The following is a 25,257-nucleotide window of genomic DNA, read 5'->3' as shown; positions in this document are numbered from 1 at the left end:
ATGGTCGATGACGATCCCTTCGGCGAAGATGCCGACCGCACGATTCTGAGACCGCGCCCGGGGCGCGCCCGCGCCGCGGCGGTGGTGACCGACCCGGCCGAACGCACGGTGGTGCCGGCGCTGGGCCGGCTGGCCGAGGCCCGCGCCCATGGCGGCTATGCGGATCATGATGCCCCGGGTCACGACGCCCTGGGTCACGATGCCCTGGGCCATGGGCCGTTCCGGCCGGGGCCGGTCGAGCCGGGGGTCGGGCCGCTGGACGACGAGGCCGGCCCCTGGTTGCGGGATGGCGGTGCGGCCGAAGCGATGCCGGAAACGGCCGGCATCTTCGCCCGCACCGGCGTGAACCCGCTGGCCCGGGCAGCCGCCCCCCTGTTCGCGCTGATCGTGCGGCTGAAGAGCCGGGCGGTGCATCGCGACGTGCCGACCCTGCGCCAGCGGGTGATCGCCGAGATCCGCGCCTTCGAACGCCGCGCCGCGGCCGATGGCGTGGATGGCGAGACGCTGCGCGCCGCGCGCTATGCCGTGGCGGCGACGGTGGATGATGTGGTGCTGAACACCCCCTGGGGCGGCCGGTCGATCTGGACCGGCCAGTCGATGGTGTCGACGTTTTACAACGAGACCTGGGGCGGCGAACGCTTCTTCGACATCCTGGACCGCAGCCTTGAACAGCCGGCCCGGCATGTGACGCTGCTGGAGCTGATGTATCTGTGCCTGTCGCTGGGCTTCGAGGGCCGCTATCGCGTCGACCCGGCCGGCGCCCAGACGCTGGGCCTGGTGCGCGACCGGGTGTGGCGGGCGATCCGCCAGGTGCGCGACGAACCCGCCGCCGCACTGTCACCGCACTGGCAGGGGCTGGAAGCCGCCCATCGGCCGCTGGGCACGCTGGTGCCGTTGTGGCTGGTGGGGGTGGGTACGCTGGTGCTGCTGGTGCTGGTCTTCGCCGGTTTCCGCCTGGCGCTGGATGCCCGCACCCAGCCGGTGCTGGCGGCGGTGGAGACCCTGCCGCCCACCGATGCGGTGGTGATCGCGCGCAGCGCACCCACCCCGCCGCCGCTGGTGGTGACGGAGAACCAGACCGGTGAGCGGCTGCGCCGCTTCCTGGAGCCCGAGATCCGGGAAGGCCTGGTGACCGTGCTGGAAGACGCCCAGTCGGTGACCGTGCGGCTGAACAGCAACGGGCTGTTCGCATCGGCCAGCGACACGGTGCTGGACGGCCAGCGCCCTACGCTGGACCGGATCGGCCAGGCGCTGGAGGCCGAACCCGGCCGGGTGCAGGTGGTCGGCCATACCGACAGCCAGCCGATTTCGACGATCCGCTTCCCCAACAATACCGCGCTGTCGGTCGCCCGTGCCGAGGCGGTGGTCGAGCTGCTGGCGAAACATGTGTCCGACCCCGGCCGGTTCACGGTCGAGGGCCGGGCCGCCGCCGAGCCGATCGCCGACAACGCCACCGCCGCCGGCCGCGCCCAGAACCGCCGCATCGAGATCATCCTGATGAAGACCGCCGAACCCGGCCCCGCCGCCGCCACCACGACCAGGGGGAGGGCTTCCTGATGTCGCGCGTGATCGAGGTTCTGGCCTCGAAATGGTTCCTGAGCTTTCTGGGCGTCGCCCTGCTGGGCGTGCTGGTCTGGATCGGCGGGCCGCTGGTCGCGATCGGCGACAGCCGGCCGTTCGAACCGGTGCTGACCCGCGCGCTGATCGCGGGCGGGCTGTTCCTGATCTGGGCGGTGGCTTTCGTGTGGAGCGTGATCGCCGCCCGCCGCCGCAATGCCGCGATGATCGAGGCCATGACCTCGGCCGAGGGCCCGACGCCCGAGGATGAAGAGGTCGACCGGCTGCGCGAACGCATGGTCCAGGCGCTGGAAACGCTGAAGCGGTCGCGGCTGGGCCGTGGCCGGCAATGGCTGTATCAGCTGCCCTGGTATCTGATGATCGGCCCGCCCGGTGCCGGCAAGACCACCGCGCTGATCAATTCCGGGCTGGATTTCCCCCTGGCGGAGGATCAGGCCGAGCGGCGGATGCGCGGCATCGGCGGCACCCGCGATTGCGACTGGTGGTTCACCGACCAGGCGGTGCTGATCGACACCGCCGGCCGCTATACCACCCAGGACAGCGATGGCGGCATGTCCGCCGAGGGGACGGGTGCGGGGACGGGTGCCGGCAGCCGTGACCGCGCCGGCTGGCAGGGTTTCCTGGATCTGCTGAAGAAGCACCGCCCGCGCCAGCCGGTGAACGGCGTGCTGGTCTGCATTTCGCTGGCCGAGGTGGCGCTGGCCTCTGCCGCCGAACGCGATGCCCATGCCCGGGCGCTGCGCCGCCGGCTGCGCGAGCTGACCGAACAGCTGGATGTCCGGGTGCCGGTTTATGTGCTGGTCACCAAGGCCGATCTTCTGGCCGGGTTCACCGCGTTTTTCGACGATCTGGACGCGGCCGGCCGCGCCCAGGTCTGGGGCATGACCTTCCCCTTCGACGACGAGGTGGAAAGCGAGGGGGAGAGCGGCAGCCGCAGCGCGGGAGACACGGGCCGCAGCGCTGGGGCCGTCGCGCATTTCGATGCCGAATTCGACCGGCTGATCGACCGGCTGAACGCCCGGGTCATCGACCGGATGCATGCCGAGCCCGATGGCGAGCGCCGGGCGCTGATCCATGGTTTTCCGGCGCAGATGGCATCGGTCCGCGCGCCCCTGGGGGATTTCCTGCGTCAGGTGTTCCAGCCGACCCGGCTGGCCGAACGGCCGCTGCTGCGCGGCGTGTATCTGACCAGCGGCACCCAGGAAGGCACGCCGTTCGACCGGCTGACCGGCGCCATGGCGCGGTCCTTCGGCCTGGACCGCACCACCCAGCCGCCGATGACCGGCCGCGGCCGCGCCTTTTTCCTGTCGGATCTGCTGAACCGGGTGGTGTTTGCCGAAGCGGGCGTGGTGGCGACCGATCCCGCGGTCGCCCGGCGCCGGCGGCTGATCCGCCATGCCGGCTTTGCGACCGCGGCCGTGCTGGCCATCGCCTGCATCGCCGCCTGGACCGTGTCCTATCTGGGCAACAGCCGGCTGATCGACGAGGCAGAGGCCGGCATCGAAGACTATCGCGCGGCGGTGACGCCGTTTGCCGAAACGGCGGTGGCCGATGACGATCTGGCGGAGCTTTCGCCCGTTCTGGACCGGTTGCGCGACCTGCCGACCGGTGCGGCCGAAACCGAGGCCGGGCTGCCGGCGCCGATCGATCGCGGCTTCGGGCTGGACCAGGCGCCCACCCTGTCGCAGGGCACGGTGTCGGCCTATCACCGGGCGCTGAACCGCCTGTTCCTGCCGCGGCTGCTTGTGCGGCTGGAGAACCAGCTGCGGGCGGCGGCCTCGCCGTCGGATGTGTCTTATACCGCGCTCAAGGTCTATCTGATGCTGGGCGCACAGGGGCCGATCGAGCCCGAGGTGATCGGCGCCTGGATGGCGCTGGACTGGCAGAACCGCTGGCCGGGGGAAGAGAATGCGCCGCTGCGCACCGCGCTTCAGGCCCATCTGGCGGCGCTGCTGGACCGGCCGATCGCCTCGGTGCCGCTGGATGGTGCGCTGGTCGAACAGGTCCGCACGCTGCTGGCCTCTCAGCCTCTGGCGGAGCGGGTTTATGCCCGGCTGGTCGAAAGCCCGGCCGCAACCGCCCTGCCGGCCTGGACGCCGGTCGACCATGCCGGGCCGCAGGCGGCGCGGGTGCTGGTCCGCCGATCGGGCAAGCGGCTGTCGGAAGGCATTCCCGGCATCTATACCTATGACGGCTTTCACAACACCTTCCTGCCGGCGCTGGAAGCGGAGGTGCGCGCCACCGCCGAAGAGGGCTGGGTGCTGAGCGAGAAGACCCGCGCGCTGACCGACGACGAGGTGGCGAAGCTTGCCCGCGACACGCTGCAGCTCTATTACGACGATTATGTCGGGATCTGGAACGGGCTGATCGCCGATATCGATCTGGCGACGTTTCAGAGCGACACCCATGCGGTGGAAAGCCTGAACGTGCTGTCCTCGCCGCGATCGCCGATGGTGACGCTGCTGAAGGCGGTGGCCGACGAAACCCGGCTGGCGACCCCGCGGGAGGATGCCACAGCCGGGGGCGGTGATACCGGGCAGGCGGGCAATGGCCGGCCGTCCGGCAGCGAGCGCGCGGGCGATGCCGTGGGGCTTGAGGCCGAGAGCCGGATGCAGCGCCAGTTCGGCTTCAGCGGCCGGATCGCGAGCCTGCTGCTGCGCGATGCGGCATCTGATGCGCTGGCGGGCGGCCGCGGCGGTGGGGCGCAGGAACTGCCCGGCGCCTATGTCGAAGAGCGGTTCAAGGAGCTGGACGGCTTCGTCACCGCCGGCCCCGGCGGCCAGGCACCGGTGGATGCGATCGTCGACGATCTGGGCCAGCTTTACCGGGCGATGAGCCGCGGCCGCATGGCTGTGGACGGCCCCGGCGGCGGGGCTGCGGCCGAGGCGGAGCTGGCCGGGCTGGCGCAACAGCTGTCGCTGGATGCGGGCCGCGCGCCGGATGTCATGCGCGGCTGGGCCGAGACCATCGCCGAGCGCGCCTCGACCCGCACCATCGGCGATACCAGGGCGCGGCTGAACGAGGCCTGGGCGCTGGACGGCCGCGATCTGTGCCGCACCGCGCTCGCCGGCCGCTACCCCTTCGATCGCGGCAGCCGGCAGGATGTGAAGCTGGATGATTTCGCGCGGATCTTCGCCGGCGGCGGCATTCTGGACGGCTTTTTCCGCAAGGAGCTGGCGCCCTATGTGGAGACCGGCGGCCGGCGCTGGAGCTGGCGCAAGATCAACAATGCCGATCTGGGCATTCCCAATGCGGTGCTGGCCGATTTCCGCGAGGCGGCGCGGATCCGCGATGCCTTCTTCCCCGGCGGCGGCACCGTGCCCGATATCGGCTTCGACCTGGTGCCGGTGTCGCTGACGCCGTCGGCCGCCCGGGTGGTGGTGGAGGTGAACGGCCAGACCGCCGCCTATGATCACGGGCCGGTGCGGCCGATCCCGCTGCGCTGGCCGGGCAACGGGCCGCAGCAGGTGCGCGTCACCTTCATCGGCACCGACGGCACGCCCGCGGGCGGGACCAGCCTGACCGGCCCCTGGGCGCTGTTCCGGCTGATCGACCGGTCGGAGGTGCGCCAGATCGCCAGCGACCGTTTCGAGGTGACCTTCAGGGCCGGGCAGAATGCCGCGCGCTTCGAGGTCCGCGCCGGATCGGTGCTCAACCCCTTCTCTCTGGACGATCTGAGGTCGTTTTCATGTCCGCGGCGCTTCTGAGATCCGCCACGCCGCCGGGCGTGTGCGGCAAGCTGCCCTGGCTGGGCGATTTCGTCCGCCGCCGGCTGGATGACGGCTTCGTGGAGCCCTGGGACGGCTGGGTGCGCGCGGGGCTTGCCCGGGTGCGCGACGACCTGCCGGATGCCTGGCTGGCGCTTTACCTTCAGGCCCCGGTCTGGCGCTTCGTGCTGCCGCCGGGGATCTGCGGCCGCCAGGGGGCGGCGGGGGTGCTGATGGCCAGCGTCGACCGGGTGGGGCGGTATTATCCGCTGACCATCGCCGCCCGGCTGGACGAGATGCCGCCGCCGCCGGGGCTGGCCTCGGCCGCGGCCGACTGGTTCGCGCGGGTGGAGGATCTGGCGCTGGCGGCGCTGGACCCCGATGTCGACCCCGACCGCTGGGAACGGGCGCTGCTGGAACTGGAGGGGCCGGTCATGGCCGACCACTACGCCCGGGGCGCCGGGCAGAGCCTGGATGGCGGGGTGGTGGCGGTGCGCCTGGACCGGCCGGGCGATCTGGGCCCGGCCTTCGCGGCGCTGGCCCATCGCGCCGAGCCGCAGGGCACGGCGGGGCCTGTCCAGTTCTGGACCCTGCCCCGGCGCGGCGAGGCGGGCCCCCTGCCCGGGCGCTTCGTCTTCGCGCCCGACCTGCCCGAGCCGCGGCTCTGGCACGAGATCCTGAGGGGAGGCGCGCCATGAGGGCGGCGATGATGCTGCGATCGGCCGGCATGACCGATGCCGGCCGGGTGCGGCGCCATAACGAGGACGCCTTTCTGGACCGGCGCGATATCGGGCTTTGGGCGGTGGCCGACGGCATGGGCGGCCATGCCCGCGGCGACCGGGCGAGCGGCATGATCATGGAACGGCTGGACGCCATCCCCGTGCCGGCATCGGGCGCCGAGCTTCTGGCCGATGTGCGCCGGGCGCTGGCAGAGGTGCATGGCGAACTCAGGGCCGAGGGCCGGGCGCTGGGTGACCGCGAGATGATCGGCAGCACGGTCGTGGTGCTTATGATCCATGGCGGCCGCTTCGTGTGCCTGTGGGCGGGGGACAGCCGGCTTTACCTGCTGCGCGACCGCCAGCTGTGGCAGATCACCCGCGATCATTCCCATGTTCAGGAGCTGATCGATCGCGGCGTGATCACCGAAGATCAGGCCCGCGACCACCCGGCCGCCAACATCATCACCCGCGCGGTGGGCGCCTTCGGCGATCTGGCGCTGGAGATGGAGGCGGCGGCGGTGCTGCCCGGCGACCGCTTTCTGCTGTGCACCGACGGCATCGCGCGCTGCGTGGGCGATGGCGAGATCGCCGATGTCATCGCCAATTTCCCCGCACCCCGCGCGGTGCAGACCCTGAAAACTTTGGCGCTGTCGCGCAACGCCCCCGACAACATCGCCGCCGTGGCGCTGGCCTGCGACGCGATCGAGGACGTGACCCTGACGCCCTGGAGCCGTCCCCATGGTTGAGAACGACGACCGCACGATTCTGGCCGGCGCCCTGCCGACCGTGGCAGCCGACACCCCTGGTGACGCGGCCCCCGTGGTCCCGCAGCTGCCCGACCCGGTGGGCCGGGTGCTGCTGAACACCTGGCGGGTGACCGGGGTGATCGCCCGCGGCGGCATGGGTGAGATTCTGCGCGCGACCCATGTCGACCAGGGCACCGAGCACGCGATCAAGGTGATCCTGCCCGAGCTGATGGGCAATGAGGGCGTGGTGACCCTGTTCCTGCGCGAGGCCGAGGCGCTGCGCCGGATCCGCCATGATGCGGTGGTGGGCTATGACGGGCTGTTCCGCGACGAGACCGGCCGGCTGCATCTGGTGATGGAATTCGTCGACGGGCCGTCGCTGGCCGACCGGATCCGCCAGAAGCCGCTGACGCCCGACGAGGTGCGGCGGCTGCGCGACCGGCTGGCCGCCGGGCTTGCCGTGGCGCATGAGGCGGGGATCTGCCACCGGGATCTGGCACCCGACAACGTGCTGCTGGCCGGCGGCGATCTGGACCGGGCCAAGATCATCGATTTCGGTATCGCCAAGCTGGCCCGTGCCGATCATCGCACGATTTTCGGCGATGCCTTCGCCGGCAAGCTCGCCTGGGCCTCTCCCGAACAGGCGGGGCTGTTCGGGGGGGCGGTCGACGAGCGCACCGACATCTACAGCCTGGGGCTGGTGCTGGCCGCATCGGCGGCCGGGCGGCCGCTCGATATGGGCCGGACGCTGCATGCCGCGGTGGAGGCACGGCGCCGGGTGCCGGATCTGTCGGGCCTGCCCGAAGAGCTGCGCGGCGACATCGCCCGGCTGCTCGCCCCCGACCCGCTGGACCGGCCGCATGCGATGCGGGCGCTGATCGGCGGGGATGCCGCGGCCTTGCCGCCGGAACCCGTGCGGCGCGAGGGCTGGAGCCTTCGGACGCTGGCGGCGGTGGGGGCGGCCGCCATCGGGCTGGTGCTGGCGATCGGCTTCGGCTTCAGCCACCGGATGCAGGCCTCCGACGGGGCGGTGAGTGTGGTCATGCCCCGGATGGAGGCGGCGCCCGGCTGGACGGTGGCCGATCTGCCGCGGATCGCGAAGCTGCCGGCGGCGGAGATGTACGACGCCGGCCGGTCCTTCTATGACCGCGGCGATCTGGATACCGCGCTGGTGGTGTGGGAACGCGCCGCCGCCGAGGGCAGCGCGCCGGCCGCGCGGGCGATCGGGCGGTTCTATGATCCGCGCCTGGCGCCGGGCGAGCCCTCGCCCTTCAAATCGCCCGATGTCGAACGGGCGCGGGCCTTTTATGCCAAGGCGGCCAGGCTGGGCGATGGCGAGGCGCAGAGCCTGTTCGATGCCTTGGACGGAACGGCGGGTAGCGGAGGCCAGGGGTGATGTTGAAGACGCTGACCATGGCCACGGCCCTGGCGCTGCTGCCTGTCATTGGCCTGGCGCAATCCGCGCCCGAGCGGCGGCCCCTGCTGATGGCGGGGAAATCGACCCTGGAACAGCGGGTGCTGACCCGACCGGGGGCCGTGCCGGTGGCGCGGCCGGGGGCGGATGCGCCGGAGGGCGCTGCGGCGATCCCGCCGCTCAGCCTGCTCTTCGTCTATGGGCGCGAGACGGCGGGCGGGGAAGACTGGGTGGAGGTCGGCCGCGGCGGCCGGTCGGTGCCGGTCGGCTGGGTGCCGGCCAGAACGGTGATCGACTGGAAGCAGAACCTGGTGGTGGCCTTCACCGACCGGGTCAACCGCAACCGGGCGTTGTTCTTTAAGGATGGGGAAGATCTGCGTCGGATCGTCGAGGAAGAGGATGCCGGCGCTTTCGCCCGCGACACGCTGACCGCGATCCAGACCGGCACGCTGGCGGCCGATGCGCCGGTGATCGCGGCCGAACCGCCCGCCCATGTCGACATCTCGCGGCAGTTCTATCTGCTGCCGATCCTGGACTGGCAGGAGGTCTGGTTCCCCGACGGCTTCCAGGCGCTGGCGCTGAATGTGGCGGCGACCTCGGAGGGGGCAGACGCGCCCGAAACGGCGCCTGAAGCGGCACCAGAGCCCGATGTCGTCGCGGAAGGCTACCGCACCGGGGTGGTGTTCGTTGTCGATACCAGCATCTCGTTCGACCGCTATATCCGCGCGGCGGAACGGGTGATGACCGGGGTGCGCGACCGGCTGGTCAAGGAATTCGGGCCCGCCGCACCGCGCTTCGGCCTGGTCGGCTTCCGCGACGTGATGGAGGATGGCAGCCCCGACGGCTATGTCTCGAAGGTTTTCGCCGAACCGGTGGCGGACCCGGATCAGGCGGATTTCCTGACCGCACTCGGCCGGCTGGAGGCGTCGACGGTGTCGAACCGCGACTTCCGCGAGGATGCCTATGCGGGCCTGCGCACCGCGATCGAGGGTGTGGACTGGGGCGATGCCGAGGGGCGTTTCGTGGTGCTGATCACCGATGCAAGCCCGCGGACGGGGGCCCAAGACGGCGGCGCCTCGGGGCTCGGCACCGAACAGCTGCGCCTGCTGGCGCGCGCCAACCGCACCGCGATCGCCGCCGTGCATCTGGAAACCCCGGCCGGGGCGGAAGATCACGCCCGCGCCGCGGCCGCCTATCGCGACCTGACCGATTATCCCAATATCGGGTCGCTGTATTTCCCGGTGGCGGGGGGCGATGTCGCAGCCTATGAGGCGGTGGTCGAGCGGCTGGCGACCACCATCGCCCAGGGCATGCGGCCGGATACGGCACCGGCGGAGGTGACGCCCGCGCCGGCGCCGGTGGCCGAGGCGCTGGAGCGCACCGGGCTGGTCGGCCAGGCGATGCGCCTGGCCTGGGCCGGCGCGCAGCAGGGCAGCCGGCCGCCGGAGCTGTTCCAGGCCTGGGTGGCCGATCGCGACCTCGCCAACCCGGCCTCCAAGGCGCTGGATGTGCGGGTGCTGATCACCCGCAACCAGTTGAGCGACCTTCAGGCGACGCTTCAGGCGATCCTTGAGGCGGGCGAGGCGACGCGGATCGCGCCCGGCGATTTCTTCGGCGCCTTGCAGGGGGCCGCCGCCGCGATGAGCCGCCGGCCCGACCGGGTGGCGGGGGCAGAGGCGCGGCGCCTGGCCGATACCGGGCTGATCGGAGAATATCTCGAAGGCCTGCCCTATCGCTCGCGGGTGCTGGAGCTGACCGAGGATGACTGGCTGGCCTGGAGCTTCGGCCAGCAGCGCGAATTCCTCGACGATCTGGCGGCCAAGATCCGGCTCTACCGGGCCATCCACGACGACGCCGACCTCTGGATCGCACTCGACGACGACCGCGCGGGCGGGGCCGCGGTCTACCCGATCGCGCTGGATGCCCTGCCGTGACCGACCCGATCTACGACATCCGCGATCTGCATCTGGCGCGGCCGGGCTATGAGCTGGAGGTGCCGGATTTCCGGCTGGCCCGCGGGCAGGTGCTGCTGCTGGCGGGGGAGAGCGGGTCGGGCAAGAGCACGCTGCTCAACCTGCTGGCCGGTTGTCTGGCGCCCGACCGGGCGGCGGTGATGCGGTTCGGGGCGGTGGATCTGGCGGATCTTTGGGCGCGGCGGCAGGGCGATGCGCTGGCGCGGCTGCGGGCCCGGGCGATCGGCTATGTGCTCCAGACCGGCGGGCTGCTGCCCTATCTGACGGTGCGGGCCAATATCGCGCTCCCGGCCGAGCTGGCGGGGCGCCTGGATGCCGATCATCTGGCGGCGCTGGCCGGGCGGCTGGGGATCGGCCATCGGCTGGAGGCGAAGCCGGCGGCGCTGTCGGTGGGCGAACGCCAGCGGGTGGCGATCGCCCGCGCGCTGGCCCATCGCCCGGCGGTGCTGCTGGCCGACGAGCCGACCGCGGCGCTGGACCCGCCGAATGCCGACCGGGTTTTCGCCCTGCTGCTGGATCTGGTGGACCGCACCGGCGCCACCGCGATCATCGCCAGCCATGACTGGCAGCGGCTGGCGGCGACCGGGCGCGCGATGATCCGCCACGAGATCGCGGCCGAGGGGCCGGTGGTGCGGGCGCGGTTCTGGACGGAGGCCGCGTGATGCCCCTGCGCGCCCCTCTACCCCTTCGTCTGGCATTTCAGGACATGGTCGCCGACCGGCGGCTGTCGCTCTGCCAGATTCTGGCGCTGGCGGCGGTGCTGGCGCCGCTGCTGGTGCTGTTCGGCCTGCGCGAAGGCGTGATCGGCACCATGGCCGACCGGCTGGTGCGCGACCCCGCCAACCGGCTGATCGTGCCGGTGGCGAGCGGCGGTTTCGGCGCGGACGACATCGCCGCCATCGCCGCCGATCCGCGCACGGCCTTCGTGACCCCCGAAACCCGGGCGATCGCCGCGGGGCTGGCCCGGCTGCGCAACCGCCAAGCACGCACCTCCATTTCGGGCCTGGCGATCCAGCCGACCGGGCAGGGGGATCCGATGCTGGGCCGCCTGCCGGCGCCCGGGGCGGCCGACCGGCTGGTGCTGAGCCGGGCTGCGGCAGAGAGATTGCAGGCCGGGCCGGGCACGGCCCTGATCGCCGAGGTCAGCCGCCAGCGCGGCGGGCGGTTCGAACTGGCGCGGCTGCCGGTGACGGTCGTCGGCATCACCGACGGGCCGGTGCGGCCCGAAACCGCCGCCCTGGTGCATCTGGACCTGCTGACCGCGACCGAGGATTTCCGCGAGGGGCTGGCGGTGCCGGCGCTGGGCTGGCGCGGCGACCCGCCGCCCGACCGGCCGCGGCGCTATGCCCGCTTCCGGCTGTATGCCTCGACGATCTACGAAGTGGAAGGGCTGGCGGCCGATACCGCCCGGCACCTCGGGGTGGAGCTGCGCACCAATGGCGCCGAGATCCGGCGGATGCAGGCGCTGGACCGCAATCTGGGCCGGGTGTTCTGGATGGTGGCGGGGCTGGCCGGGATCGGCTGTCTGGTGGCGCTGGCCGCCAATCTGCGGGCGCAGGTGGAGCGCAAGCGCCGCGATCTGGCGGTGCTGCGGCTGATCGGCTTTCCGGCCCGCGCCCTGGTGGTGGTGCCGCTGACCCAGGCGGCGGCCTTTGCCGCGGGCGCGCTGGCGCTGGCGGGGCTCGCCTATCTGGGGCTTGCCGCGGCACTCGACCGGGTCTTTGCCGGCGATCTGGCGCCGGGGGAGCGGATCGCGCGGCTGAGTGCGGAAGATTTCGGGATCTGGGCGGCGGTGACGCTGGCGGCCGCCCTGCTCGCCGCCGGCTGGGCGGGGGCGCGGGCGGCCGGGATCGCCCCGGCGGAGGGGTTGCGCGATGGCTAGGCGGTGGGGGGCTGAACGGTGGTGGCTGGCGGCGCTTGCCCTGGCGCTGACGGCAGGGCAGGTTGATGCTGCGGAACCGTGGCCGGAAAAGATGTTCAACCCGGCGCCGGCCGCGGGCGATGTGGTGCTGCCCATGCCCTGCGGCGGATCGATGGTGTTCCGGCGCGTGGCCCACCCGGCCGACGGGCCGCTGGACGATGTGCTCGTCGAGGCGGGCGATGCCGGGGCGGCGCTGTCGCCGATCGACGGCCGGCGGATCGAGGCGGTGGCCGGCGGCTTCACCGATCCCGCCCGGCCGGGCGAGCGCTATTACCTGCTGGCCAAATACGAACTGACCGAGGCGCAGCGCCGCGCGCTTCTGGGCGACTGCGCCAGACCCACCATCCGCACCCGCCTGCCGGCGGTGGAGATGAGCTGGTTCGACGCGGTCGATCTGGGCCGGCGCTATACCGAATGGCTGATGGCCGAGGCGCCCGACGCCCTGCCGGGCCGGGCGGGCATGACCGGTTTCGTGCGCCTGCCGACCGAGGCGGAATGGGAATATGCCGCGCGCGGCGGGGCGGCGGTTGCGACCGAAACCTTCCTGGCCCGCCACGCGCCGATGCCGGACGGGCCGCCATCGGATTATGCCTGGCACCAGGGCAGCCGGTCGGCCGGCGGAAAGCTGCACCCGGTGGGGCTGCTGAAACCCGATCCGCTGGGGCTGCACGACATGCTGGGCAATGCCGCGGAGCTGACGCAGGAACCGTTTCGCCTGAACCGCCGCGGCCGGCCGCATGGCCAGGCCGGCGGGCTGGCGGTGCGCGGCGGCGACATCACCACCCCGGCCGACCGGCTGGGCTCGGCCGACCGCCGCGAGCTGCCGCCCTTCGATGCCCGCACCGGCCGGCCCGCCACCGGCCGCACCATCGGCGCGCGCTTCGCGATCGGCCTGCCGGCCGTCACCTCGCAGGAACGGCTGGGCGAGATTTCGGCCGCCTGGGAACGGATGTCCGAGGCCAATGCCATGCTGGCCCGGATCCGCGGCGAAGACGGCGGCGGCGGCGACCCGGTCGCCCGGCTGGAAACCCTGGCCGCGGGCCTGCCCGACGAGGCGGCGCGCGCGGAGCTGGCCGGGCTGGGTCGCGAGATCCGCGAGGTGCTGGCCGAAAGCAATGCCGCCCGCGACCGGGCGTTGCGCGCGGTGATGAATGCGGGCGCGCTGTCGGGCTATCGGGTGCGGGGCGATGCGCTCCGGCTGGCGGCGGTGGCTCGGGCGGTGGACGAGGTGGCGCGGCCGACGCTCGAAAAAATGCGCAAACAGGCGGGGTCGGGCAGCCGTGCCAAGGCGATGCTGGCCGAGGCGGAAGCGGCGGTGGCCGAAATGGAGGCCCGCCGCGCCGGCCTCGCCAGGGCACTCGCCCGGTCGACCGAGGCCTATGTCGAAGCGGTGGTGCGGCTGGCCCGCGACTACCCCTCGGCCGTGGTCGCCCGCCAGGCGGCGCCCGTGCGCGCAGCCCTGGTCGCCCGCGGCGCCACGGACATGGCGGAGCTGCTGGACGTCTTCCTGCACCATGTCGCCGATTTCGGCGGGGCAGGCGCCCCGGACGGCACGGCCTGGACGGCGGACCTGACCCGCACCGGCGGGGCGGCGGCGGCGGAAGAGGCGGGGGTGGCGGAATGACAGTGCCGGACAGTGCCGGCCGGACCGATCGGACCCGCGCCCCGGCTGTTCATGGCATGCAGGGTTGGCGCCGCCCAGGCATGACATCAATCCCGAGGACTGATCGATGACCGTTCGCGACCACGGCTTTGTCGGCCCTTCGACGCCTGCGTCCTCGCGGCCGGTGGTCGGTTTGTCGGCGGTCTTCGCAGGGCGGCCAAGGTGGATCCCCGCCTTCGCGGGGATGACGGTGGGGGGGGCGGGGATGACGGTGGGAGGGGCGGGGATGACGGTGGGAGGGGCGGGGATGACGGTGGAAGGGGCGGGGATGACGGTGGAAGGGGCGGGGATGACGGTGGAAGGGGCGGGGATGACGGTGGGAGGGGCGGGGATGACGGTGGAAGGGGTGGGGATGAAGGCGGGAGGGGCGAGGATGAAGGCGGGAGGGGCGAGGATGAAGGCGGGAGGGGTGAGGATGAAGGTGGAAGGGGCGGGGACGACGGTGGAAGGGGCGGGGATGACGGTGGAGAGGGTGTGCGCAGGCGGGTGGGGGTGGTGTCGGACATGGGCGGTGTGTTCTGCGGGAATGGGCGGTGTTGCCCGCCGTCCCGATACTGCCGGTACCGGCGTCGACCGTGTCCGCGCCGCCCGGCCGTCGCCGCTGCTGTCCGACACCATCGTCGATCGTGTCCGCACAAAAGAAACACCGTCATCCCCGCGAAGGCGGGGATCCACCTTTCTTTTCTTGCGTCGGTGCAGGCAGGGGAGGCCCCGTTGATGGCCGGCTGGATCTTCACCCTTTTCGCGCTGCTGTTCGTGGGCGTGGGCGGTTTTGCGTTGGTGATGATGATGCGCGGCAAGCTGAACGCCACCGCGGCGGCGCCGGTGCGGCGCGAGGTGGTGACGGGCGGTGGGGCGGCAGCGGATGGCGAGGTGCTGCATCTGCCGCTGGCGGCGGGGTTTGCCGGGATCAAAGGGCTGCCCTGGATCAGCTGGGCCAGCAGCGATATCCGGCCGCGACTGGCGCTGCATCCGGATGTGGTGGAATACGGCGTGGTGCGCAGCCATCGCCTTCCCTATGCGGCGGTGTCGCGGGTGGATGTGCGGCGCACAGCCGGGACCTGTAATGTTGTGCTGGAATTCCACGGAAGGTTGTCGAGTTTCGCCGGCAATCTGGTCGATCCGGGCAAGGCGCGGCTGGCGGTGCAGCTGCTGGCGGAAAAGGGCTGTCCGCTCTCGCCCCGCGCTGAACGGCTGCTGAACGAGGCGGAGGGCGGCTGTCAATGAGCGGGGCTGAGGCAAAGCTGCGGCAGGATCGTGTGAAAGCCGGGGCGGCGCGCGCCGCCGGTTCAGACCCGCGGATGGCGATGATAGGCTCGGCCAGCCGAAGCCGGAGATGGAGACCGATGAGGGAGCCGGAATGATGGAAGGTGGTCTCGGAAGCCTGGGAGGGGCGCCTATATCCTCGGCGCCGATCCAGGACGGCCGGCTGCTGGTGCTGGACACGAGCCTTGGCCGCGACGTCTTCCTGCTGGAAAAGCTGGAGGGGTTCGAGGCGCTGTCCACCCTGTTCCGCTTCGAGCTGCGGGTGCGGGCAACGCGCGAGGATGTGGCGCCCGACGAGCTGATCGGCCGGCCGGTGGGGTTCTCGCTGGAACTGCCGGCGGGATCGGCCGGCGGCGACCGGCGCCATTGGTGCGGCATCGTGACCGAGCTTTCCGCCGACGAGGCGGTCGCCCGCGGACGGCGCGCCTATACGCTGGTGGTCAGGCCCTGGACCTGGCTGCTGACCCAGACATCGGACTGCCGGATCTTCCAGGACATGACCAGCCTGGAGATCATGCGCCGGATCTTTACCGAGAACGGCTTTCAGGATTTCGATTTCGGCGGCGTGATCAACACCCCGCCCAAGCGCGATTATTGCGTCCAGTATCGCGAGACCGATTTCGACTTCGTCGCCCGGCTGATGGAAGAGGACGGGCTGTTCTGGACCTTCCGCCATCGCGAAGACGCCCATCTGCTGGTGGTGGCCGATGGCGTGCACGCCTATCAGCCGGCGCCGGACGAGGTGCTGCGCTTCGCCCCCACCGATATCGACCTGAACGGGGTGATCCGCTGGGACCGGCATTTCCGCTTCGTGACCGGCGCGGTCGCCCGGTCGGATTATGATTATGAGGCGCCGGAGGTGGATCTTGCCGGCCGGGCCGGATCGGTCGCCGGGCTGACGACCAACGGGCCCTACGAGATCTATGACTGGCATGGCCGGCATCTGACGCCGGAAAGCGGCAGGCGCGGGGCCGCGCGCTGGATGGCGGCGATCGAAAGCGATGTCGACCATGTCGAGGCGCTGGCGACCAATCGCTGCCTGGCGCCGGGCGACATGTTCACCCTGACCGGCCACCCGTCGGAGATCGAGAACGGCGGCCCCCATGTGGTGACGGCGGTGTCGCACCGCGCCAGCGCCGAGGGGTATGAAGTCGGCACCGCCGGAGATGCGCCGCGCTATGCGGCGGAATTCCGCGCCATTCCGGCGGCGACCCGCTATGTGACGCCCGAGACCACGCCGCGCCCCACCATCGACGGCGTCCAGACCGCAACCGTGGTCGGCCCCAAGGGCGAGGAGATCCACACCGACCGCTATGGCCGGATCAAGGTCCGCTTTCCCTGGGATCGCTATGCCACCGGCGACGACCGATCATCCTGCTGGATCCGGGTGATGCAGCCCTGGGGCGGGCGGGGCATGGGGGTGCAGACCATCCCGCGCATCGGCATGGAGGTGATGGTCGCCTTCATCGAGGGCGACCCCGACCGGCCGCTGGTGGTGGGCACCGTGCCCAATGCCGAGACCATGCCACCCCTGACTTTGCCTGCGACCAAGACCCGGACCTCGTTCAAATCCACCACCAGCCCCGGCGGCGGCGGCTTCAACGAGCTGAGCTTCGAAGATCTGGCGGGGGCGGAGGAACTGCTGTTCCGGGCCGAGCGCGACCATGCCCGCATGGCCGGCCGCAACCGCATGATCAACACCGCCAATGTCTCGACCGAGGACACCAACACGCTCTGGGGCAGTGCGGTCGGCAACAGCGAGGTGGTGAAGACCCGCGCCAATGTGCTGATCCAGCATGTGATGAGCCGGATCATCCTGGATGGCGAGCGGGTGCGGTTCGAACATACCAACGGCCATTTCTTCGACCTGTCGGCCGAAGGCATCAGCTTTTCATCGACCAACAAGCTGCTTCAGGTCCGCAACACCGACAATTTCATCTTCGTCAACAAAGACGGGGTGGTGCGCAAGGGCAAGGTGCTGCTGGATGAAGATGCCGGCGGCACATCCTCGGTGACGATTTCCGCCGACGGCGTCGGCAGCAACGGCCCGCTGGTGATGCTGAATTGCGGGCCGGCCTATGGCGATTATGTCCAGAACCAGCCGGCCACACCCGGAACCGAGGGCGACCGCGAGGCCTGGAAAGCCGAAGGCGAGGCCTGGGCCGGCACGCGCGACGGCGATGGCGGCACCGCCCGGGTGATGGGCGGCGAGGGATCGGTCACCGCCGATGACGGCCGGGTGGAGGCGGAGTTCAAGGGGGGCGGGGCCTTCCTGGACGGCAAACTGGAAGGGGAATACGGGAGCATTGGCGGCAGCCTTGACGTCATGGCGGCCGAAGGCAAAGGCCATGCGGGTATTACGCCTTTTGGGGCAGGTGCATATGGGGAAGCGTCGGCGACCATGGCCACCATGCGTGGCGAGGCGACGCTTGGGGACATGTCCTCCTTTGGAGGAAAGGCGGCCGGCGAATTCCGGCAAATGCAGGCCAAAGCCAAGGGCGACGTTCTTCTGGGGCATGATGGCCGGCGAACGGGTTTTGCCTTGGGCGGTACGGCGAGTGCTGTGGCTGCGGAAGGTGTGGTCGAAGGGGGCCTGTCGATACCCCTCGGCTGGCTGCCGGGCGTACCGGATGACTGGACCGCACAGATCAATGCGACCGGCTCTGCATCTGCGGGTTCGGCTGCACTATCGGGAGGTGGCTTTGGCTACTATGATAACGTAGATGGGCGGTTGCATGTCGGCTCTTATGCCAAACTTGGCACGGTGTTCGGCCTGGGCTACCGCCTGAATGGCAGCATCGGCCCGGCGGGGCAAAAATGATGGAAGCCCTTGCAAGACTTCTGCCGAACCGTCGTGGCCTTGGTCGTCTTGCTGTCCTTGCCATGGTGGTCATGGTGGCCTCCGGTGCAGCGGGTTATCTTCTCGACGGCTTGACGATCATGGCCTACCTCTTTACGGGCGTCTTTTTTCTCGGATTGTTCGTCGCCTTCTCCGCTGCGACCGCCATCCTGGCCAAGACGACGTTCGAGAGCCGTCAGACCCGGATGACGCCAGACCGGATTCCCCGCGGCCTTCGCATCTATCTGTTTCTGTTCTCAAAAGGTCAGATCCGGCGGCTGGCTGCGGATAATCTGCTCGGCAATGCCTTCGCGATCCAGTGCTTCGCCATCTGGATCATAGGCCTCGTTATTGCAGCCCTCCTGCCCGTCGACAGTCGCGCGTCCCAAGCCATCGCAATCGGGAACATGAATGAAATGCGTCTCCTGACCGAACCCAAGACTCCCGTGGAGGTGCTCGAACGGCGCATGTCGCGTGTGAGCTTCTCGGCCGATCGGGCACCTGATCTGGATTTCAGCATCGTGGTTCCGCATGGTTGGTCGACTGAGCCGGTAGAGACCCCTCTCCCTGCCCCGGGAGGCGGGCTGGCCCGCGTTGCTGCGTGGTCAGCGCCGGATGGCGCGGCCCGGGTCGATGTTTACGCGCAGCGTCTCCTGAGGGAGGTTCATTCCCTTGACTGGTTTCTGGTCTGGGGCCGCGCAAACGGCTATCGCATCCTGGACCAGCGATCGCGCGCATCCGGACCGGACATCGGCATCGACGTGCTTGCGATCCGCGAGGCGAAGGGCGCCGACGTCGTCCGCCTGCGCACCTATCGCAAGGCCGGGCTGCTATTCATGGTCGCCGCATCGACGGCACGACATCGTCTTGCCGACCAGGAGGAAGCCATGCTGGTGGCTGTCGAAAGTTTCGACGCGGGCGAGGTTCCACCCGATGCGTTTGCAGAGCCGATGCGCGAGGTGGAGGTATCGGGGCCTGTCGCCTTCCATCTGATAATGCCCGAAATCTGGTCCATGCGACGGGATACCGATGCGGGGGCGGATACGACATCCTTGTTCTTCGCCAATCCTGCGACCCCCGATCGTGTCGTCGGACTGATCCACGTCATGTCAGCTCCACGCGATCGCTATGCTTCTGATAAGGCGGTTGCCGCAGATCTCCTGGCCATGATCGAGCGGGATCAGAAAGTTACGATTCCCGAGGGCGCAGAGCTTGCTCAGGCTGCGGAAATCGACGGCCGACCGGCGCGGCAGCTCGTCACGGCAGGACGCAATGCGGCGGGCGAGCCGGTCCGGGTGGCCGTCACCGTGACAGGCGGGCAGGCTCTTGGTGGCTGGATCAGTCTGTTGCTGGTGGGGAATCGCCCTGATCCGGATCCGTTTCTGATCGACGGCATCAATGCGCGTGCCTATGACATCGCACGCCGCAGCCTCTCGCTCCGGTAGGTCCTGATGTCGTCTGACCGCGCCGCCCGGCATCGTCCGACCATCATCTTCGGCATCGCTTTGCTGCTGGCCGTCCCGGCGGGTGGCAGCAGGGCCAAAGCCGCCGGGCTGATGACCGAACCCGTCACCCCGCGGCCTGAGATCGCCGCCGGCTACAGCCGGGTGCCCTATGGCGATGCCCGGCGGCCGGGGACGAATTTCTCGGTGCTGATCCCCCATGGCTGGACCACCCATGCCCTGCCGCCCCGGGCGGAAGAGACCGACGGGCTGGCGGTGCTGGCCGCGTGGTCGGCGCCCGATGGTGATGTGCGGCTGGAGGTGGCGGTGCAGCGCATGCGGCGCGAACTGGCGCCGGCCGACTGGATGGTGGAATGGCTGACGGCCAATGACTGGCAGGTGCTGGATGCCCGCCGCCTGCCGGGGGCAGCCGGTGCGCAGGGCGACGTTCTGGCCGCGCGCGAGGGGCGGGTGCACCGGCTGCGCAGCTATAAATCCGGCGATCTGATGTTTCTGGTGGATGCCTCGGTCTCACGCGAGGGCTTTGCGGCGGCGGAAGAGACGCTGTTCGTCGCCACCGAAGGCTTCCGGCTGGAAGGGCTGATCGGCGGCCCCTATGCCGAGCCGATGCGCGAGGCCGCCTGGGACGGGCCGATCCCCGCCTGGCTGCTGGTGCCGGCCGCCTGGAAGATGGCGGCGGACGATCGCCTGCCCCGCGCGGCCGGGCGGCAGTTCACCGCCACCGATGCCGGCGGCCGGCCGGTGGGGCTGATCTATGTCGGCACGCTGGCGCCTGCGGCGGCGACGGATCATGCGGCGCTGGCGGCGGAAGTGGCCGAAACGCTGCGCACCCGGCAGGACCTGACCTTCGACACCCCGACCCTGGACCGGGCAAGCGCGCCGGGTGCGACGGCCGAGGTGCAGACCGGCAGCACCACCGCGGTCAACCCGGCCGGCGTGCCGGTGCGGGTGGAGATGACCATCGTCCGCGAACCGCGCGGCTGGGTGGTCTTCGCCCTGGCCGGCACGCGCCCCGACCCCGACCCCTATCTGATCGACGCCGCCAACCGGCGGGTGTTCGAGATCGTGCGGGGGAGTTTTGGCGGGGGGTGACGGCCCGCCCCCAACCGCCATCACCATCACGCCCGCCACCACCATCACGGACCACAGATCATGGCAGATCCGACCCTGAGCGAAGAGGTGACCAGCGACGAAGACCTGATGTCGGGGATGATCCCGGTGGGTGTGGGGGCGGGGTCGGTGGTGCGGATTCCGATACCCGGGACCAACGGGCTGGCGGTGGCGCTGGACACGCGCGATCCGCGGTTTCGGGGCCGCTCGACCTCGACCCTGTTCTTCCAGGATGTGACCGGCAAGCGGGTGCTGCGGCTGGATTACGGCCCCAATCCGCGCAGCGGCACCATCGACTATCACTGGAACCAGCGCGGCACCCATGACAATTTCCGGATCAGCGACCATGCGCCGGCCGGGCGCGGCGGGGCCGCGCTTTATCAGGGCGCGCGGGCCTATCGTTATGCCGGGCGGGTGTTTCTGATTGCCGGTGTCGCGATCGATGCCTGGTCGATCGTCGTCGCCGACCGGCCGATCCGGCGCACGGTGCAGGTCGTCTCCGGCTGGACCGGCGCCTGGCTGGGCTGCCGGGGTGTCGGCCAGCTGGGCGCTGCCGCCGGCACCTTCGTGGAACCGGGGCTGGGCACGGGCGTGGGTGCGCTGGGTGGCTGCATCGTCGGTGGCATCGGCGGCTATGCGCTTGGCGAGGCGGTTTCGGGCGAGGTTTATGACTGGGCGGCGGATACCTTCTTCACGCCATTGCCCGAGACCAGCTTGCCTGCGGCGGCCGGCGGAGCGCAGCCGTGACCACGCCCGGCAACCGCCTGATCGCCGATCCGGTCCGGCCCGATGGCCGGAGCGTGCGGGTCGCCTTCTCCACCGAACCGCCGCCGGTGGATGCCCAGCCGACGCCGGAGCTGGCGGCCTGGCTGGCCGAGGCGGTGACCGGAGAGGGGCGGGTGGTATTCTGGATCGACCCGGCCTATTGCGCGACGCTCGGCGCCCGGATCCGCTATCGGCTGACCCGGCGGCTGATCTTTGCCACCGGCCCGGCGGCGGCGGTGATCGACGGGGCGCTGGACAATGCGCGCTGGGGCATGCAGCAGCAGGTTTTGATCCTGGTGCCGGCAGAGGCCCCGACGCCGGATCACGACACCCTGACGGCGACGGCCGATCTGCTTTTCGAGACCGAACTTCTGGCCTGGCGCCCGCCCGGCCGGCCCGAGATCGCACAACCGGCGCCCGCGCTCAGTGCCCCGATCGAGGCGGTGGTGCTGCCGCTGACCGATGGCGAAGGCTTCCTGCTGGTCGCCCGCGACACCGCCAGCTTCGACCGGCTGCATGACCGCTTCCGGCGGGTGGCGGCGGAGCATGGGATCGGGTGGGAGGTGGCGACCTTGTGAGGGCCGGGTGGCGGCGATGGGGTGGTCCCGGGCGGTAGGGCGATGCCTGCCCCCTCACCCCCTCTTCCCCGCGCAGGCGGAGACGACGGGCGGGGATGGCAGTAGAGGGGTGTGTGAGCCGCAGCCGGCTACGGATAACCCAGTGGAATTATTATAATATTGATTATATTGAGAAAAAAGACATGGTTGTCCGGGATGCATAACCGGTTATGCAAATGGCCTGAACCCGACGGAAGCCACGCTTTTCGGAGGGCCCTTGACAAGGGCTTGGAAGAGGGGGAGTTTGAAGGCATGACCATTTGCTCCGGTCATGGAAACTTTTTGTGCTTGGTCGATTATTTTGTGCACCTTCCAGCAGTTTGAAGGCATGACCATTTGCTCCGGTCATGGAAACTTCTGCCAGCCAGCCGATTGTGCTGAAATTACGTTTGAAGGCATGACCATTTGCTCCGGTCATGGAAACCTGGTCAGGCTTTCGTCCGCGTTGTCCAACGTTTGAAGGCATGACCATTTGCTCTGGTCATGGAAACCGCGCAACCCGGTCCCCCCGGGTTGGCGGTCGATTCAGCCCTCTGGCCATCCACGCGGCGCGCCGTTGATGTCCGGCGCTGGCGCTGCCGGTCCCGGCACATCCTGCCCACCGTCATCCCGGCGCAAGGCGGGGATCCGGCTTCGTCGCCGCGTCAGGATCCCGTACGGGCGGTGCCCGGCCGCTCAGCCGTTGCCCCAGGCTTCAAGCATGGCGACCCAGGCGTCGAATTGGGGGCAGTGCCGCCGGATCGTGGCGAGGCCGATGGCTTCGGCGATCACCGGGCCGTGTTCGGTCTTGTTGTCGCTTCCGTCCGGAAAGGCGGCCAGGATCCGTTTAGAAGGCGCGGTTGCGCGGCTGTTGTTGATGTCTTCAGGTGTCGAGAACTGCGCGCGTATGGCGATCAGCCTCTGCCGGACCCCGGCATCCCAGCCGTCCAGAACATACTGAAACTGTTCGACATCCGAGAACAGCAACCCTTCGAATTCATGCATCTGAACATAGGGGTGGATGAACCGGGTATCGATGCCGGACGCATGCTTTGTAACATGCGCCAGAATGTCCTGTTCCAGATCTGCACGCGTGCAGCCGCCGGCATCCTGGAACCCGTAGTAATCCACCAGGGTCGTCTAGCCGGCGCGTCTCCCGATACTGATGGGACAGGAAGCGCGCCAGCCGTTCGACCGACATGCGGCCACCGCGATGCCCGCCCGATGGCGCGCGCAGGATGGAGGGATAGGCGCTCACACCATGATCCATCAGATGTGGCGCCAGACACCCCTTGACGAACTCCACCTCGGTCGCACCCTCGCAGACGATGCAGACGCGATTCATCCGGCCACCCTGATCATCCGGGTACCCCGACGGGCATTTTCAGCCAGATATCCGACAGGAGCCAGATATCTGACAGAGCCAGGCGTCATCCAGCCATTGCTGGTACTGCGCCCGGGGGAGGTTGCGCAGCGTCGTCGCCCCGTCGCTGGCTTCGGCGACCACGATATTGTCGAGGTCGAAGCAGTCCACCATGTAGGGCGACCGGGTTGCGATAAACACCTGCCGCGTCCTGGCTAGACGCTTGAGCATTTCAGACACCAGCGTCATGGCATGCGGGTGCAGACCAGGCTCCGGTTCGTCGAAGAACAGGATGTCCGGAAGACCTCTTGACCGGCCTGCCTGCCTGCCGGGCTTCCGCCGATCTGATGGCTGCCGGCAAAGCCTCGGCGGCCACCCCCACCCCTCACTTCGCCGAAATATGCCGGTTCAGCCGGCGCCGATTTGCGCTGGTTTTGCGGGAGATCACGCCGGTCCAGGCGCGGCCGGCGGCGACCATGGCGCCCATCGGGTCCATCGGGTCGCGGGTGATGGCGGCGCCGGCGGCGGCGGTGGCGGCGACCTGGGCCTGGAGGAAGGCGGCCGGCTTTTCGGCGATCATCCGGACTTCCTCTCCGGCCGGGCCGGTCTGGAACAGGCTCATGCCGGTGCGCATCATCATCACCGTGCCCGCTTCCAGCCACAGGCGCACCAGCGATCCCATCAGCGCTGCATCGGCAGCGCCGCCGCTCTTATACCTCGTCATCCGACCCCGCCTCGCGACTGCCCAGGTTCTGCCGTTTCTGCGCGCGCGTTGGCCGCGCGTCGCGGCCGGTCCTCCCGAACCGGCATCCTCTCAAGGCTGAGAGTGTGCCCTATCCCGCGCGATCAGGCGAGTGATTGCAGATGGCGGAATGTGCAGGGCCGGGCTGCACGGGTGGCAGGGGGGGAGGGTGCAGCAGGGGGCCTCAGACGGTCCGCAGCTGCCGGATCAGCCGTTGCAGGCCGGGGTCGCCGCCGGGGAGCGCCCGGGTGGTGCCGTCGTGGTGGCCGGCGGCACGGGCTTCCAGCGCCGCGCGGCGGGCATCGCGCGGCGACAGGCCGAAACTGCGGCGGAAGGCGCGGGCGAAGGCGGTGTCGTCGGTGAAGCCCCAGTCATAGGCGATGTCCGACAGCCGGCGATGTGCCTGGGCCGGATCGGTGATCGCCGCGAAACAGCGCCGGAGCCGCCGGGCGCGGATATGGGCGACCACCCCGCCCGAGCTTTCGAACAGCCGGTAGAGGGTGGGGCGCGAGATGTGGAAACGCTGCATCAGCGCCTCGGGCGTCAGCTCCGGCGAGGTCAGGTTGGCATCGATGAAACGGTGCATGGCCCCCAGCACGGCATCGCGCACCCCGTGGCGCACCACCTGGGCGGCCTCGCCGTCGGTGGGGCCGGCCAGCGCCATGGCGCGGCGGAAACAGCCGGCGATCAGCCCGGCCGTGCCTTCCAGCACCGGGCCGGCATCGGCCGGATCGATCAGCGCGCCCTGGGCCACCAGGCTTTGCAGATGGGCGGCCAGAATGCGGCCGGGTCCGGAACTGCCGTCCAGCACCAGCCCGTGCAGATCGTCGGGCGTGTCGACCAGCGGCGCCAGCAGGGTGCGGGGCAGCAGCAGGGTGACGTTCCGGAACCGCCCGGCATCGGTCTGCATGGTCCGCGACAGGTCGAACAGGCAGACATCGCCCGGGCGGACCGCCATGTCGCGGCCCTCGGCCTCTCCGTCGAAGCCGCCCTGGCGGTAGAGCTGCACCAGGAAATGATCCAGGCCGCCGCGGGCGATGGTGCGGCCGTCGCGCCGGAAGCGCTGGCCGCCGGCATGGGTGTCGGTGACGACCGCCTGGCCGAAATCATGCGCGACGATGCCGCCCCGAAACGGCTCGGCGTCATCGCGCGGGCGCGAGACGTCGAACAGGCCGTCCAGCGCCAGGCGCCAGCCTTCGAAGGCAGCATCATGGGCCCCGGCATCGGCATCGAACAGCCGGACCACGCCGGCCGCCGGTGCGGGGGCGGATGCGGGCTGGTCCGGGCGGGGAACGGAAGGGTTGGGCACGGTCGGTGGTCTTTCATAACGGCCGCCGCGGATCGAGACGCGGGGCCGGGTATCTGAGACGCCGGGCCGGGTTTGCCGGGGGC

General features: G+C 70.3%; 19 protein-coding genes. 15 read left to right on the top strand and 4 right to left on the bottom strand.

Annotated elements, in window-relative coordinates; genetic code table 11:
* The 15 genes from icmH to WI697_RS18265 all read left to right on the top strand — a co-directional run bounded on the left by icmH (position 1) and on the right by WI697_RS18265 (position 21,742).
* Positions 1-1,557, top strand: coding sequence for a type IVB secretion system protein IcmH/DotU (gene icmH, locus WI697_RS18335; RefSeq protein ID WP_345959463.1), 1,557 nt, complete (start codon positions 1-3; stop codon positions 1,555-1,557).
* Positions 1,557-5,285 (top strand): type VI secretion system membrane subunit TssM, encoded by a 3,729-nt coding sequence (gene tssM / locus WI697_RS18330; protein ID WP_345959462.1) that lies wholly within the window; start codon positions 1,557-1,559, stop codon positions 5,283-5,285. The genes icmH and tssM overlap by 1 nt, the downstream gene beginning before the upstream one ends.
* On the top strand, positions 5,267-5,983 hold the full coding sequence (gene tagF / locus WI697_RS18325) for a type VI secretion system-associated protein TagF (RefSeq protein ID WP_345959461.1): 717 nt from the start codon (positions 5,267-5,269) through the stop codon (positions 5,981-5,983). Before tssM ends, tagF begins: the two co-directional genes overlap by 19 nt.
* The gene (locus WI697_RS18320) at positions 5,980-6,750 is read left to right on the top strand and encodes a PP2C family protein-serine/threonine phosphatase (protein ID WP_345959460.1); all 771 of its coding nucleotides are present in this window, start codon (positions 5,980-5,982) and stop codon (positions 6,748-6,750) included. The genes tagF and WI697_RS18320 overlap by 4 nt, the downstream gene beginning before the upstream one ends.
* A complete protein-coding gene (locus tag WI697_RS18315; protein ID WP_345959459.1) occupies positions 6,743-8,146 on the top strand; it encodes a serine/threonine-protein kinase in 1,404 nt (467 codons plus the stop codon). Before WI697_RS18320 ends, WI697_RS18315 begins: the two co-directional genes overlap by 8 nt.
* Entirely contained in the window at positions 8,146-10,098 is a 1,953-nt protein-coding gene (locus WI697_RS18310) for a vWA domain-containing protein (protein WP_345959458.1), read from the top strand. The genes WI697_RS18315 and WI697_RS18310 overlap by 1 nt, the downstream gene beginning before the upstream one ends.
* Positions 10,095-10,799, top strand: coding sequence for an ABC transporter ATP-binding protein (locus tag WI697_RS18305; protein WP_345959457.1), 705 nt, complete (start codon positions 10,095-10,097; stop codon positions 10,797-10,799). Before WI697_RS18310 ends, WI697_RS18305 begins: the two co-directional genes overlap by 4 nt.
* On the top strand, positions 10,799-12,019 hold the full coding sequence (locus WI697_RS18300) for an FtsX-like permease family protein (protein WP_345959456.1): 1,221 nt from the start codon (positions 10,799-10,801) through the stop codon (positions 12,017-12,019). The genes WI697_RS18305 and WI697_RS18300 overlap by 1 nt, the downstream gene beginning before the upstream one ends.
* Positions 12,012-13,682, top strand: a complete 1,671-nt coding sequence (locus tag WI697_RS18295; RefSeq protein ID WP_345959455.1) for a formylglycine-generating enzyme family protein — start codon at positions 12,012-12,014, stop codon at positions 13,680-13,682. Before WI697_RS18300 ends, WI697_RS18295 begins: the two co-directional genes overlap by 8 nt.
* A gap of 756 nt (positions 13,683-14,438) precedes the next feature.
* A complete protein-coding gene (locus WI697_RS18290) occupies positions 14,439-14,948 on the top strand; it encodes a hypothetical protein (RefSeq protein ID WP_345959454.1) in 510 nt (169 codons plus the stop codon).
* A gap of 109 nt (positions 14,949-15,057) precedes the next feature.
* A complete protein-coding gene (locus WI697_RS18285; protein ID WP_345959453.1) occupies positions 15,058-17,808 on the top strand; it encodes a type VI secretion system Vgr family protein in 2,751 nt (916 codons plus the stop codon).
* Positions 17,805-19,271 carry a hypothetical protein gene (locus tag WI697_RS18280; protein ID WP_345959452.1) on the top strand — a complete coding sequence of 489 codons (1,467 nt, stop codon included), beginning with the start codon at positions 17,805-17,807 and terminating at the stop codon, positions 19,269-19,271. The genes WI697_RS18285 and WI697_RS18280 overlap by 4 nt, the downstream gene beginning before the upstream one ends.
* A gap of 6 nt (positions 19,272-19,277) precedes the next feature.
* Entirely contained in the window at positions 19,278-20,381 is a 1,104-nt protein-coding gene (locus WI697_RS18275; RefSeq protein WP_345959451.1) for a hypothetical protein, read from the top strand.
* Positions 20,382-20,441: 60 nt separating this feature from the next.
* Positions 20,442-21,146, top strand: a complete 705-nt coding sequence (locus tag WI697_RS18270; RefSeq protein WP_345959450.1) for a hypothetical protein — start codon at positions 20,442-20,444, stop codon at positions 21,144-21,146.
* On the top strand, positions 21,143-21,742 hold the full coding sequence (locus tag WI697_RS18265; RefSeq protein ID WP_345959449.1) for a hypothetical protein: 600 nt from the start codon (positions 21,143-21,145) through the stop codon (positions 21,740-21,742). Before WI697_RS18270 ends, WI697_RS18265 begins: the two co-directional genes overlap by 4 nt.
* Positions 21,743-22,456: 714 nt before the next feature.
* Here the strand turns inward: WI697_RS18265 and WI697_RS18260 are convergent.
* The 4 genes from WI697_RS18260 to WI697_RS18245 all read right to left on the bottom strand — a co-directional run bounded on the left by WI697_RS18260 (position 22,457) and on the right by WI697_RS18245 (position 25,174).
* Positions 22,457-22,891 (bottom strand): DUF4276 family protein, encoded by a 435-nt coding sequence (locus WI697_RS18260; RefSeq protein WP_345959448.1) that lies wholly within the window; start codon positions 22,889-22,891, stop codon positions 22,457-22,459.
* 253 nt (positions 22,892-23,144) lie between these two features.
* Positions 23,145-23,372, bottom strand: a complete 228-nt coding sequence (locus tag WI697_RS18255; protein WP_345959447.1) for a hypothetical protein — start codon at positions 23,370-23,372, stop codon at positions 23,145-23,147.
* A 136-nt stretch (positions 23,373-23,508) separates the two neighbouring features.
* Positions 23,509-23,847: a hypothetical protein gene (locus tag WI697_RS18250; protein ID WP_345959446.1), complete on the bottom strand. Its 339-nt coding sequence runs from the start codon at positions 23,845-23,847 to the stop codon at positions 23,509-23,511.
* Positions 23,848-24,049: 202 nt separating this feature from the next.
* Positions 24,050-25,174, bottom strand: coding sequence for an AraC-like ligand-binding domain-containing protein (locus WI697_RS18245; protein WP_345959445.1), 1,125 nt, complete (start codon positions 25,172-25,174; stop codon positions 24,050-24,052).
* Positions 25,175-25,257 lie beyond the last annotated feature (83 nt).

It is taken from the genome of Tistrella mobilis (assembly GCF_039634785.1).
In the GTDB taxonomy this organism is placed as follows: domain Bacteria; phylum Pseudomonadota; class Alphaproteobacteria; order Tistrellales; family Tistrellaceae; genus Tistrella; species Tistrella mobilis.
Note: the sequence above shows the minus strand (reverse complement) of the source record. Positions and strands in the feature narration are given on the sequence as shown.